The organism is Methanospirillum hungatei (assembly GCF_019263745.1).
Classification (GTDB): domain Archaea; phylum Halobacteriota; class Methanomicrobia; order Methanomicrobiales; family Methanospirillaceae; genus Methanospirillum; species Methanospirillum purgamenti.
This window is the reverse complement of record NZ_CP077107.1, coordinates 729,586-742,131: the sequence shown is the minus strand read 5'-3', so window position 1 is coordinate 742,131 and position 12,546 is coordinate 729,586. Positions and strand designations below refer to the sequence as shown.

Genomic DNA, 12,546 nt, shown 5'->3' with positions numbered 1-12,546 from the left:
GGCCTATAGTTGGTTTTTGTATTACTTATCAGAAGCGGTGCGAGAGATAGTCTCTTGGTCCGTTCTTTCATTCCGGAGGAATTAACTTGGTTCTCTATTAGACGGGATATTCATCCATTATTGGTTTTCATCCCGCTTAACCCTCTCCGGTACCCGGATCTGGTAATACCACCATAACTCATCCGTACAATTTGTTCTCGAATTTGCGCTTTTTCTTTATCATGAAGATTTGATTGGAGAACTTTTTTCCAAAGTCGTGTCATGTTTTCAGCATAATGCTCTCCACGATTTCTGGCATCAAGGATATATCGTCTGATACCAAGATTCTGAAGGGTAGTGACCTCGTCAATCAGAGAATGTTCGGATGAATTCATGATATGGGTTCTTCCGGAATGTTCACAGATAACAGGAAATGTATACTTTTTTTCATCCCGAATTACTAAACTCCGGTCTTTATTGACAGTTGTACATGCACACAGGTGGTCTTCTGATACTATCGCCTCAATCAGACCCTGACAACATATTGCCACATCTGGAGAAGACTGATTCTGTTGTGCCAATACATCACGAATCTCCTGCTCGGATAATTCAGGTGAAAGTGTACAAAACTCAAATTCCTTACATAAATACCGTGCTGCACTATTAGCAATTGGAAGTCCATAATACGACGATATTAAAGAACCCGGAAATTTTTCAGATAAGTACTCTCCCATTCCTACTGAATCTACTAAAAACCGGTGAGTTATGGAATATTGGTTATTTGTAATGAAATGGACGAAAGCTTCTAATTCATTCTGTCTGATGACGCCGGGTACCATAATCCCCCAACGGTCTGATTTTTCAGATAACCCATCAATGTTTTCTAACAGTGGATTCCAGAGTAGGTAAACCTGATCTGCTCCTGCTTGAAGAGCAGCAACAGCTTCAGATTTTGATGAAACAATCACTATCAACCATGAATCTGTGACTTGTTTTGGAAAATTCGTACGTATAGTACCAAGATAGTCCTGAATGCTTTTCTGTACCAATGAAATGGTATCAGGATGTGGAATCAGGGACTGGAGAATTGCCTCTTGTGCGGCATTGAGAATTTCTCGTCTGAGTGCATTTAACACCCTGACTGGAGCAAACCACCCCTCTTCACCGGATATAGAAATTCCCCGAAATGAAAAGAGCGTCCCTCCGGTTTTATTCAGTTGTTCTCGTACTTGATCCTGCGTGAGAGATCGCGTTTTGGCGGCTTCTACCTGTTCAGCACTGGTAAAAGTAAACTGGTGTGTGTGTGATGCATGATCTCTGACCTCCCCTGTCCCAAATATCTGTCCCTCTGGGGAAAAAACAATTGAACAAGAAATGGGATATGATCCGGAAAATTGTTCATCCGGATGAGAAAGGAGGTTGACAATCCTTTTTTCAAGTTCTTTCCGATTGGTAATGAATACTTGAGCGCCTTTGTACGCTTTGAAGGGAGAAGGAAGTTCAACGACGGTTCCATTTATGTCCGGATTTTCACGCAGAACCAGACCTTCTTCCCTCTCTCTATCCCTGATGACCAGACCATCTCCAGTACGGGGAATTATTTCAGAATTTAAATGGACCTGAACCTTTCCTTTCCAATATGATAATACAGTACCAATGAAATATCCCCGGTTTCCCGGGTAATCACGTCCCATTACCTCAGAACAGGTTGAACCACTGACATATCCGGAAGTAAACCCTCGTGAAAAGGCGATGGACAGATCTGCGAAATCTTCTGGTTGGGGGACAAATGTACCATTTTGAATTGCATCAAGGGCTTTTCGGTACGTGGATGTTACTATTCCCACATATTCTGGTGATCGCATCCTCCCTTCAATTTTTAAAGCTGCTACGGGAAGGTTGACAATATTATCCAGAACTGGATACAGGGCGAGATCTTTTGTAGAAAGAAGGTACCTTGAATTCTGAAAAGGATCTGCTTCATCTATCCTTCCCCATTTATCCGGTTTTCCGATAAGAAATTGGTACTGCTTTCTGCATGGTTGAGCACACATTCCTCTGTTTCCACTTCTTCCTCCAAGCAGAGAAGAGAAAAGACACCTACCTGAATATCCATAACACAGTGCACCATGAGCAAAAATCTCAAGATCCACATCTCTTCCGGAGCAGGCATCTGATATCGTTTTGATCTCTTCGCCTGATAACTCACGTGCGAGAACAATTCTCTTACAACCGTTTTTTGCAGCAAAGAGAGCTCCGGGAACATTGTGAACACCCATCTGGGTAGAGGCATGAAGGTGAAGTCCCGGGATTAGACGGTGTGCAAGAGACAATAATCCGATATCTTGCACAAGGACAGCATCGACACCTATGCGATATAGAAAAACGAGATATTTAAGAACATGTGGAATTTCCGATTCTGTAATGAGTGTATTAACTGTAACAAAGACCTGAATTCCACGAAGATGGGCATACCTGATTGCGTCTTCAAGTTCATCATCTGAAAAATTTGCTGCAAATTGACGTGCTCCAAATTGCCTGCCTCCAAGATACACAGCATCAGCCCCGGCAGCACAGGCTGCTTTTAAAGCATCAGGTGATCCTGCAGGAGCAAGGAGAAGTGGGATATGCGGATTCATGCCATTCAGAACCCTGGTTTTTTGTCAGGATCAATTTTTCTTTGTTCAAGAAGAACGTCCATGAGAACAAGAGCCATCATTGCTTCTGCTACCGGCACAATTCTTACTGCAATACAGGGATCATGCCTTCCATGAACTGATAGGGTTTTTTCATATCCGTCGGTTCCAATAGTACGCTGAAGGGTTCGAATTGACGGGGTTGGCTTTACACTCAGCCTTACCAGGATTTCCTGTCCAGTGGATATACCACCCAGAATGCCTCCTGCATGATTTGAACAGTATCCTTCTGGTGTCATCTGATCATTATGTTCTGATCCGATCATCTTAGAAGCCTGCACCCCTGATCCAATCTCGACTGCTTTCACACCTCCAATTCCCATCATTGCATACGCGATTCGTGCATCGAGTTTTCCAAATACAGGATCACCAAGGCCTGCTGGGCATCCGGATACCTGAAGTTGTACTATGCCTCCGATAGATTCTCCAGTATCCCGGGCATCACGGATGGCTTTTTCAATTGCATCCGAATTCGTTTCTCCGTGCACTTCAATGAGTGATCCGGAGATTATTATGCCCTTTTTTTGAAGGTAGAGGCGTGCGACTGCACCGGCAGCGACACGGGCTGCAGTCTCCCGACCTGAACTTCGTCCTCCTCCCCGATGATCCCGAATGCCATATTTTTGAAGATATCCGCGATCAGCATGACCTGGCCTGAATATTTCTTTGAGTTCATCATAGTCAGAAGATTTCATCGAGGTATTATGAATGAGCAGACAGATTGGTGTGCCTAGTGTTTTTCCTTCAAATACACCGGAGAGTATCTGAACAGCATCAGCCTCCTGTCTAGGAGTGACCAGATCACACTGACCCGGCCGACGCTTATCCAGAAAGATCTGAATGTCAGTTTCAGAAATTGAAAATCCCGGAGGGCAACCATCGATCACTACTCCAATGGCTGCTCCATGACTTTCACCAAAGGTGGTAACCTTGAAATTGGATCCAAACGTATTCACCCAAGCATCTCCCTGATTCGTGATACTGGTGCTTCAATTCCTGTGAGGATTCTGAATTGTTCAGCAAGCTGATGAATGAACATCTCCGTACCGGGGATTACTGAACATCCGGTTGCGAGGGCTGCCTGAAGCAGGGGTGTATCTTTTGGTGTGTATACCAGATCAAAAACTTTCATCTCTGGTTTTAATGCCTGTGGAGGAATTGGAATATTCGGATCTTTCCCCATACCGACAGGAGTGGTGTTAATAATGAGGTCTGGAGAAAATTTTCCGATATCCTCCAGCATTCCTGTCTCTGCTCCGGTTTTTCGTGCAAGGTGTATTGCACGCTCAGGTGAACGGTTTAAGATGACGGGGGTATATCCTCGCATGGAAACAGCATACACTGCTGCTGCAGCTGCTCCACCTGCTCCCAAAATAGCGGCCTTTTCACCAGTAACACCTTCTAGTGGACGATAAATCCCTTTCCAGTCAGTATTGTATCCAAATTTCTCATCATTCAGAATAAGGACCGTATTTACAGCACCAATGGATTCTGCATCATGTTTCACTTCATCAAGATGAGGCATAATTGTGACTTTATGAGGAATCGTAACTGAAAGGCCCCGGACACCAGTTTCTGGGAGAGATTGTAAAAAATCTCCCGGATCTTTTTGTTCAAACCAGGTATAGTGAGCAGGAATTCCATAATCTGCAAACAGGTGATTATAGATAGCAGGACTCTTACTATGCATGCAGGGATATCCAAGGATACCATACAGAAAAATATCTGAGCACCCTGCATTCTTTTTCAGATGGATCTTTTCTCCTGATGGAATTGAGGTTTGTATCACTGATGAGATTAATTTCATCCGCTTTTCAGGATTACATATCCCGCTTTGTATCAACTCAAGAATCTGAGTAGCAGCTTCCCGGGCTGTTGTCGTACTCGTATCCAGCACAAAATCTGCAGCACTACGGTAAGTCGGCATCCGCTCTTCCAGGACATTTTCTATCTCTTCCTTGGGAGGAAGTCCGGTAAGTGATGGCCTGTCAGTTTTATGAATTCGCTTGAAAATAATCTCTGGCTTTGAAGTCAGAAGGACAATCACACTGTTCATTCGGAGCATCTGCACGTTAGCAGGACGAATAACAGCTCCTCCTCCGGTACTGATAATCCCGGCTCCGGATGGGATTCGTGCTATGACATGTTGTTCTATCTCACGAAATCCTGCTTCTCCTTCTGAATTAAAAATTTCCGGTATTGTTTTACCGGTTGCATCAACGATCAACTGATCTGTATCTAGGTGGCTTTGTCCGGTTTGGAGAGCAAGAGCTTTTCCAATACTGCTTTTTCCTGTTCCCCGGTATCCGATTAGCACAATACGGCGTTTTGCCATATTCGTCGTAACTCCTCCCAAAATCCTGGATATGATTTTGTCACGCATCCGGCATCAAGGATTGTGACACCACCGATAAAACATCCCAGTATTGCAAAGCTCATTGCAGTCCTGTGATCATTGTGAGGGTGTATTACTCCTCCATGAAGGGGTGCAGGATGAATGGTGATAGCATCTTCATCAGTCTCAATAATTCCTCCAAGAGAGCGAAGCCCGTTAGCAATCGCTGCAATCCGGTCACTTTCTTTTATCCGGAGATGATGAACACCGGTAATGCGAGTCGTTGTGATAGCAGTTGCAGCAACCATGCAGACTGTCTGCACAATATCCGGGCAGTCCGCCATATTTACCTCAATTCCGGTTAGAGGTTTATCCATATCACGGGTGATTGTGATGGAGTTTTTCTCTTTTGAACATGTACACCCCATCTTTTCAAGAATGTCCACAAGCCTTCGGTCACCCTGGGTGGAGAATGGATTTAGGTCGGAAACGGTTGCGGTTCCTCCGCATAGAGCGGCAAGCGCAAACCAGTATGATGCAGATGAAAAATCTCCCTCGATTTGGTACGTTCGTGGTTTATACTGGTAGTCAGGTGATACAATAAACACCGTCTCCCCTGATGGATTTTCATCAACGACCACTTTCGCACCAAATGCATGCATACTATGAATCGTCATCAGAATGTACGGAAGAGAAACCGGTTCTCCAATAAGATGTATCCGAGTCTCCTGGTTTGCATATGGGGCTGCAATCAGGAGTGATGAGATAAACTGGCTTGATATGCTGCCATCAATTGAGATATCCCCTCCGGGGATTGAACCCTCTATCCTGATCGGGGGACAACCTGGATGGTTCAGGGAGGAAATTTTGGCTCCGGCTGTGTTCAGTGTGTCAATAAGAGGACCAAGTGGCCGTTCCTGCATCCGTGCACTTCCGGTAAGGGTAACCGGTCCATCAGCAAGAAGGGATATTGCAGTCAAAAGCCGCATTGAGGTTCCGGAATCCTGAATGTTTATCTCTTCTGCAGGTGAAGTGAGAACACCCCCTTTCCCCTGCACCTTAATGCTCTCTCTTCCCCACTCCAGACATATTCCTAACTGCATGAGAGCCCGTGCAGTCATCCTGGTATCATCAGCATCCAGTTGCCCGATTATTTCCGACTCTCCGTTAGCTAAGGCTGCGATTATCAATGCCCGGTGAGTGAAACTTTTTGAGGGAGGAGCAATGCAGGATAAATGAACCGGTCCGCATGCACCGATTGTTATCTGCATGGATCATCTCCGATAACATGATAGCATCCAAGATGCTTTACTTTTGTAATGGTAGAAATCTTCTCAATTGCACGTTTCCAATCTCCTTCACATTCCAGATCGATGAAGAAAACATAATTTCCCATGCAACGTTTTGAGGGACGTGATTCAATCCGGGTCAGGTTGACCCCAATATCTTTAAAAGGACTTAGCAGATCATAAAGCAGTCCTGCCCGGTTTTCTCCGGGATCTATGATTATGCTACACTTTTTAGGATTTACACCCGTTCCTGGAGTTTTTGAGATTACTATAAACCGGGTGATATTATCCGGATTATTTTCAATATTATCTGCAAGGATTGGGATTTCTGATTGTTGTGCCAGAGTACTTGAGATGATCGCTGCAGAACCGACTCGCTGCTTTTGAGCATTCGCACTTGCGGCATTACTTTCAGTATGGATGACCTGAATACCAAGAGTATCTATAAATTTACTACATTGTTCATGACTTTGGGGATGGGCAAAAATCACTTCAATGCTTTCTTTTGGAGCATCTGATGCATAACTGTGATGGATGTGCAGGTAATGTTCGGAGGTAATAAAAACATCATGGAGCATCAGACCATCCATTGTTGCAATGACACCACCTGCTTCACTGTTTTCAATTGGAACAAGTCCGGGAATGCCGGTCTTTTCAACTTCAGAAAATACCCGGCCTATTGATGGAACAAGAATTATTGAACTGTCCATTGTGCGGGCGAGGTCATGAGAAAATGTTCCTTCAGGCCCGAGTGTAATAAGAGTCATTGGTTCACCATAGCATGGATAAGATGATCGGTTTCTTTTTGTGCCTGATCACAGAAGGGACCAAACCATTCCCGTGATGCAAGAAATTCGGCTGTAAACCCATTCCTATCACCACGAGTGATCATTTCGAGAATTTCTTTTGCTGCTTCTTCACATGTTTCCAGAACTGATGGTACACTAGGATTCAGACAAAGAATATCTGCATACAGATCGGGGTTTTGTGAAAGCAGTCTTCCGGCAATTCCTGTCTCAATCCGGTATACCGGGCTCATATACAATTCTGTGTCTGCAGGTGATATCCCGAGTCTTCGCATTGTTCCTGCGAGGAGAATGGCTTTAAAGTGGGTAAGTCCCTGGATAACTGCCATCATCCGATCATGTTCCTCAGGTGTGGTTCTGGTTACTCTGGCACCCTGGAATGTGAAGATATCTTCAAAGAATCGGATATTTTCTTCAACACACCGTGTCGGAGTAGCAACAATAGTTTGTCCCTGGATTGTACCAACCGTCGGACCAAACATAGGATGAAATCCAATAACCTGTGCATGGGAGGAGAGCATTGCATGAACCGGTCCGACTTTTATCGAGGTCAGATCGGCCAGTATCTGATCTTCCCGAAGGAGGGGTGAAATATCATTGATGACTGGTATAGTGTCCCGAATTGGGACTGATACAATTATGACATCTGCAAGACGGGCAATATCTTCTTTTGTAATTTCTGTTTTTCTGCCGACAATAAGTACTTCATGACCGGCTTTTTCAAAGACCTGTGAAAACAGGTTTCCCATACCTCCTGTCCCGCCAATGATGCCTATCTTCATGTTATTTCTCAATAATGGTCTCATCAATTGCCATGCCGAAATGGCGGCCTCCACTCTCAACTTTTCCTAAAATGACATCTCCGGGGTTGAGTGAGGTGACCGATACTGCTGAATAATCTGGCTTTACAAGTCGGATTGTTTCTGCATTCTGTAAAATCACGGAGAGTTTTTGTCCTTCGCTTTCTGCTTCCACTAGAAAGAGTGGTCTTCGTTCAATTTTTACACGCCCGACAGTGGCCTCCCGGCAGGATCCGTTTCCATGAATAACCATCACCCGATCGCCTGCTTTCAGGTCGGCAAGGTATGCAGTCTTTCCGCCCGGAACCTGCAGGTACGCATGCACGCCACCGGCATTCACCCGAAATGGCCGGGGTGCAACATATGGATTAACCAGAGTTTCTGCATGAACCAGAAAAAATCCGGATGAAGTATTCCCAACCAGCATACCTTCCCCGTCAACCATCAGTGAACATGTATCAACACAGACTCGTTCACCCATTCCAGCTGGCTGTACTGCAGTAATGGTGAGTCTATTAAGTTGCTGACCACAGGTTCCTGACTGGACCATTCGGGAGATAGATCTGACAATGTCTGGATCATCAGTTTTAACAAGGACACCGGCGACACCTTTCTCAAGAACGGTAAGTGCTTGTTCTGCTTCTTTCAGATTCGTGACAACTGCAATGACATTGTCACCACAGGCAACCAGATTTTCAAGGGGAATGATGGTCCAGTCAGGTGTATGAACGATGATGCGACATATCTTTGCAGCCTCCATCGCAACAGCCTGATCTTCTGTATTCGATATTATTATCTCCTTGATATCCTGCTCCGGGATAAGATCTCCATCCGGGGCAATGACTGGTATACGCCCAAGCTCCCTGACCGGTCCGGCAGAATCAGCAACTACTCCGTCAGCACCTGATTCAAGTGCTGCTATTGCAAGATCCTTGTTCCATGGCCTGAGATCAACAAATACCTGTTTCATAATTCCTCAGACATTTTCCGGTTTGGTTCCTTCAAGAACAACCTTTGAAACATTGGATACAAATTTTGCTACATTATCTCGCTGGAAGGCATTTCTTCCCATGCAGACACCGGCACACTTTGCAAAGTGAACGGCATCGTAGATTGTTTTGTAGGTGTCAATATCTTCTCCTTTCTCACCACCGGCGATCAGAACCGGTATGGAGGATGCCTTTACTATCTTTGCAAATGTCTGAGGGTCTCCGGTGTAGTTTGTCTTGACAAGATCAGCACCCAGTTCTTCTGCAACACGAACCGCGTGGCCGACATGCCTCGGATCTGTCGGATCAATCCCTTCTCCCCGGGGGTATATCATTGCGAGAAGAGGAATCCCCCACCGGTTGCAATCCCGGACCACTTGTCCGGCAGATTCCATCATCTTAGACTCCTGAGGTGCACCTAGGTTGATATGAATGGAGACTGCATCTGCTCCCAGGGATACTGCCTCTTCAACAGTACAGATGAGGACTTTGTCATTTGGATCCGGGTTCATACTGGTCCCGGCTGAAAGATGGATGATGAGCCCGATATCCCTCCCTTTTCTGCGGTGTCCAGGACGGACAAGCCCTTTATGAAGGATAATTGCATTTGCTCCTCCATCAGACACCTCTGCAACAGTTTCGGTCATATTTAAAAGACCATCAATCTGCCCGAGTGTCATTCCATGATCCATAGGGATTATGACCGCTTTTCCTGTGTTCCGGTCCATTATCCGTTCCAGTCGAATCTGTTTTCCAATCATATCATACCACCTTTCAGCATCTCATTCACTTCAGAGGCACTCAACCCGTCATGTACGATCTTTGCACATGCCCGTACAAAAGCCGCCGGATTTGCATGTTGGAAAGCATTTCGTCCAATTGAGAGTCCGGCAGCACCACCTTCCATTGATCCTTCGATAAGTTCGAGTGTCGTGAGATCATCAGTTTTTGATCCACCTGCTACGACAACCGGGACCGGACATCCCCTGGTGACTTCCCGGAATGAATCAGGATCTCCGGTGTAGTTTGTTTTGACTAGATCTGCTCCAAGTTCTGCTGCAACCCTCGCAGCCAGACAGACGTGTTCGACAGCATGTTCATCCTTGATATTCCGACCACGGGGGTACATCATTGCCAGGAGCGGAACTCCCCATTCCATACATTCAATTGCAACTTTCCCAAGGTCAGTGAGCATCTTGGCTTCTGAATCCGCTCCGATATTTACATGCATAGAAACTGCATCTGCTCCCATTTTCAGAGCATTCGTTACAGAATTGACGAGAACTTTTTCATTTGGATCTGGTCCTATTGCTGTTGATGCTGACAGATGCAAAATTAGTCCGACATCATGACCACGCTGCCGGTGACCATGTAAAGCTAATCCTACATGACCAAGTACTGCATTTGCTCCACCTTCCGCAACCGAGTTTACCGCATCAGGAAGATCAACAAGTCCTTGTATTGGTCCAAGGGTTACACCATGGTCCATCGGAACTATGATTGTCTTTCTTGTGTTGCGGTTCATGATTCTTTCAAGTCTGATATCTTTCCCTCTCATAATAGATCACTCCAATTCCGGTACGAGTGATCACTCAGTACCAGAAAAATGAATAAAAACGAAAAAAGAACGTATAAAAGCGATAATCAAATGAATTCGTGTTCAAAATGAGTGACGGACTGGCTATGGCTGAGTTACTGTGTATTACAGTCTTCACGCCCTCCGCACAGTGTGTCATGATCAGGGGTCAATCGGACTGAATATAAATGTATCGTCGTCGTGCCATGATATGGCATGGCATGGTATGGAAGACACTGGCATGATTCAGGATCACGCATAGAAAAATAGAGAAATTACTTCTTCGCCTTCTTAATCTGGATGACATCCCCCATTGTGGTGGTCATCCGTGCATGGTGAAGATCGGTTGGTTCTGATGAACCCTCATCGAGAAGACTGATATTGAGTGTTTTCTCTAATTTCTTTCGAACTTCATCTTCAGGAATCAGTTCGCCTTTTTCAATTTTCTTTACCAGGAGTTCTCGCTCCATCATTGCAAGGGCAAGATCTTTCTGGGTCATCCCCAGCTTCATCCGTGCATCCCGTATCCGGTCAGGGTAATCTTCAACAAGATCACCACCCATCCGGTCAAACAGATCTCTGGACCGTTGAGCAGGAGGTTTGCTGGCACCTGCATACCCGGATGGTCTCACAGACTGTGCTGCAGATGTTCGGGGAGCTCCCTGTACTTCAGTACCATATTTTGCACAGGCATTACACACCGAGAGCTCGGCCCCTTCGATCTTGATCCTTTTCAGAGGGCCTTTGGCTTCTGCGCCGCACATTTCACACTGCATTTTCGCAAACATCATATAGTCACTTACCCCTATATACCTGATTGATCAGATGGCAGAAGCAGCCCGTCACCCGGATGACATGAAGACTCCAGAGGAGTTATACCGGTACCTTGTAGACCGGGTTGCAGGAATGGAATCGCAAAACCAGGAATTGAAGGAGCAGATCCGGCAACTGGAGTCTGATAAGCGGTATGTCGAGACCCAGAAGATTCGATATGAGCGGGAGGTTCGCAAGCTCAAAAGCGAGATTGAACACCTGAAAACCCCCCCGCTTATTGTCGGCACCGTGACTGATATCATCGATTCCGGACGCGTCGTAGTACGCTCTAGTGCGGGGCCCAGGTTTCTTGTCAGGGTTTCCCAGGCAGTAAACCCGGATACCATAAAAGCAGGTGTCAGGTGCACGCTGAATCAGCAGTCCCTTGCGATTGTCGAAGTTCTTCCAGGCACCTATGATTCACAGGTATATGGCATGGAACTTGTCGATGCTCCAACCGAGACGTATGAAGATATTGGTGGTCTTGAAAAACAGATCATGGAGATTCGTGAATCGGTAGAACTGCCGATGACCAGACCGGATCTCTTTGAGAAGATCGGGATCAACCCGCCAAAAGGTGTCCTGCTCTATGGGCCTCCGGGAACGGGAAAAACCCTTCTCGCGAAGGCAGTAGCGCATGAAACACATGCAATCTTCCTGCATACCGTCGGTTCTGAACTTGTCCAGAAATATATTGGAGAAGGAGCACGTCTTGTCAGAGAACTATTTGACCTGGCAAAAGAAAAGGCTCCATCCATAGTATTTATTGACGAGATAGATGCAATCGGAGCATCACGCACAGAAGCTATGACTTCAGGAGATCGTGAGGTTCAGCGGACTCTCATGCAGCTTCTCGCGGCAATGGATGGTTTTGAGCCTCGTGGGGATGTGAAAATAATCGGCGCAACAAACCGGATCGATATTCTTGATGCAGCACTCCTGCGGCCGGGACGATTTGACCGGATTATTGAGATTCCTCTTCCTGATACCGGGGGCAGACATTCTATCCTGAAAGTCCATACCAGGTGCATGAATCTTGCAGATGATGTGGACCTTATGGAGATTGCCCAGCTCACCGAAGGAAGGAATGGAGCAGAACTGAATGCAATCTGCATGGAGGCCGGGATGTTTGCAATCCGAAAAGAGCATCCCCAGGTTTCTCACGAGGATTTCCTGACTGCTCTGAATAAATTCAGGTATGACTTAGAGAAAGATCACCGGCTTACTACTGCCGGTGTTATGTTTGCCTGATCTTTTCTTTTT

11 protein-coding genes are annotated in these 12,546 nt (G+C 45.8%); 1 reads left to right on the top strand and 10 read right to left on the bottom strand.

Annotated features, from left to right (window positions below; all coding sequences use genetic code 11):
• Window positions 1–110: 110 nt before the first annotated feature.
• The 10 genes from KSK55_RS03555 to KSK55_RS03510 all read right to left on the bottom strand — a co-directional run bounded on the left by KSK55_RS03555 (window position 111) and on the right by KSK55_RS03510 (window position 11,261).
• Window positions 111–2,618, bottom strand: a complete 2,508-nt coding sequence (locus KSK55_RS03555) for a U32 family peptidase (RefSeq protein ID WP_218608199.1) — start codon at window positions 2,616–2,618, stop codon at window positions 111–113.
• Window positions 2,619–2,623: 5 nt separating this feature from the next.
• Entirely contained in the window at window positions 2,624–3,631 is a 1,008-nt protein-coding gene (locus tag KSK55_RS03550; RefSeq protein WP_218608198.1) for a chorismate synthase, read from the bottom strand.
• On the bottom strand, window positions 3,628–5,058 hold the full coding sequence (gene aroE / locus KSK55_RS03545) for a shikimate dehydrogenase (RefSeq protein WP_218608197.1): 1,431 nt from the start codon (window positions 5,056–5,058) through the stop codon (window positions 3,628–3,630). The genes KSK55_RS03550 and aroE overlap by 4 nt, the downstream gene beginning before the upstream one ends.
• Complete coding sequence (aroA, locus tag KSK55_RS03540; protein ID WP_218608196.1) at window positions 4,986–6,281, bottom strand: 3-phosphoshikimate 1-carboxyvinyltransferase; 1,296 nt, start codon at window positions 6,279–6,281, stop codon at window positions 4,986–4,988. Before aroA ends, aroE begins: the two co-directional genes overlap by 73 nt.
• Window positions 6,272–7,066, bottom strand: a complete 795-nt coding sequence (locus tag KSK55_RS03535; protein ID WP_218608195.1) for a prephenate dehydratase — start codon at window positions 7,064–7,066, stop codon at window positions 6,272–6,274. The genes aroA and KSK55_RS03535 overlap by 10 nt, the downstream gene beginning before the upstream one ends.
• Entirely contained in the window at window positions 7,063–7,887 is an 825-nt protein-coding gene (locus KSK55_RS03530; RefSeq protein WP_218608194.1) for a prephenate dehydrogenase/arogenate dehydrogenase family protein, read from the bottom strand. The genes KSK55_RS03535 and KSK55_RS03530 overlap by 4 nt, the downstream gene beginning before the upstream one ends.
• A 1-nt stretch (window position 7,888) precedes the next feature.
• A complete protein-coding gene (locus tag KSK55_RS03525; protein WP_218608193.1) occupies window positions 7,889–8,875 on the bottom strand; it encodes a 3-dehydroquinate synthase II in 987 nt (328 codons plus the stop codon).
• A 6-nt stretch (window positions 8,876–8,881) separates the two neighbouring features.
• A complete protein-coding gene (locus tag KSK55_RS03520) occupies window positions 8,882–9,655 on the bottom strand; it encodes a 2-amino-3,7-dideoxy-D-threo-hept-6-ulosonate synthase (RefSeq protein ID WP_218608192.1) in 774 nt (257 codons plus the stop codon).
• Window positions 9,652–10,452 (bottom strand): 2-amino-3,7-dideoxy-D-threo-hept-6-ulosonate synthase, encoded by an 801-nt coding sequence (locus KSK55_RS03515; protein ID WP_214418825.1) that lies wholly within the window; start codon window positions 10,450–10,452, stop codon window positions 9,652–9,654. The genes KSK55_RS03520 and KSK55_RS03515 overlap by 4 nt, the downstream gene beginning before the upstream one ends.
• Before the next feature lie 293 nt (window positions 10,453–10,745).
• A complete protein-coding gene (locus KSK55_RS03510) occupies window positions 10,746–11,261 on the bottom strand; it encodes a multiprotein bridging factor aMBF1 (protein ID WP_214418824.1) in 516 nt (171 codons plus the stop codon).
• A 34-nt stretch (window positions 11,262–11,295) separates the two neighbouring features.
• Here KSK55_RS03510 and KSK55_RS03505 point away from each other — a divergent pair, with 34 nt between their 5' ends.
• Window positions 11,296–12,534, top strand: a complete 1,239-nt coding sequence (locus tag KSK55_RS03505; RefSeq protein ID WP_218608191.1) for a proteasome-activating nucleotidase — start codon at window positions 11,296–11,298, stop codon at window positions 12,532–12,534.
• Window positions 12,535–12,546 lie beyond the last annotated feature (12 nt).

What these genes read in the sequence shown, in the direction of transcription:
- KSK55_RS03520 (WP_218608192.1), bottom strand. Translation starts at nt 9,655, where the DNA reads ATGATTGGAAAACAGATTCGACTGGAACGGATAATGGACCGGAACACA.
- aroA (WP_218608196.1), bottom strand. Translation starts at nt 6,281, where the DNA reads ATGCAGATAACAATCGGTGCATGCGGACCGGTTCATTTATCCTGCATT.
- KSK55_RS03530 (WP_218608194.1), bottom strand. Translation starts at nt 7,887, where the DNA reads ATGAAGATAGGCATCATTGGCGGGACAGGAGGTATGGGAAACCTGTTT.
- KSK55_RS03525 (WP_218608193.1), bottom strand. Translation starts at nt 8,875, where the DNA reads ATGAAACAGGTATTTGTTGATCTCAGGCCATGGAACAAGGATCTTGCA.
- KSK55_RS03505 (WP_218608191.1), top strand. Translation starts at nt 11,296, where the DNA reads ATGGCAGAAGCAGCCCGTCACCCGGATGACATGAAGACTCCAGAGGAG.
- aroE (WP_218608197.1), bottom strand. Translation starts at nt 5,058, where the DNA reads ATGCGTGACAAAATCATATCCAGGATTTTGGGAGGAGTTACGACGAAT.
- KSK55_RS03535 (WP_218608195.1), bottom strand. Translation starts at nt 7,066, where the DNA reads ATGACTCTTATTACACTCGGGCCTGAAGGAACATTTTCTCATGACCTC.
- KSK55_RS03510 (WP_214418824.1), bottom strand. Translation starts at nt 11,261, where the DNA reads ATGATGTTTGCGAAAATGCAGTGTGAAATGTGCGGCGCAGAAGCCAAA.
- KSK55_RS03515 (WP_214418825.1), bottom strand. Translation starts at nt 10,452, where the DNA reads ATGAGAGGGAAAGATATCAGACTTGAAAGAATCATGAACCGCAACACA.
- KSK55_RS03555 (WP_218608199.1), bottom strand. Translation starts at nt 2,618, where the DNA reads ATGAATCCGCATATCCCACTTCTCCTTGCTCCTGCAGGATCACCTGAT.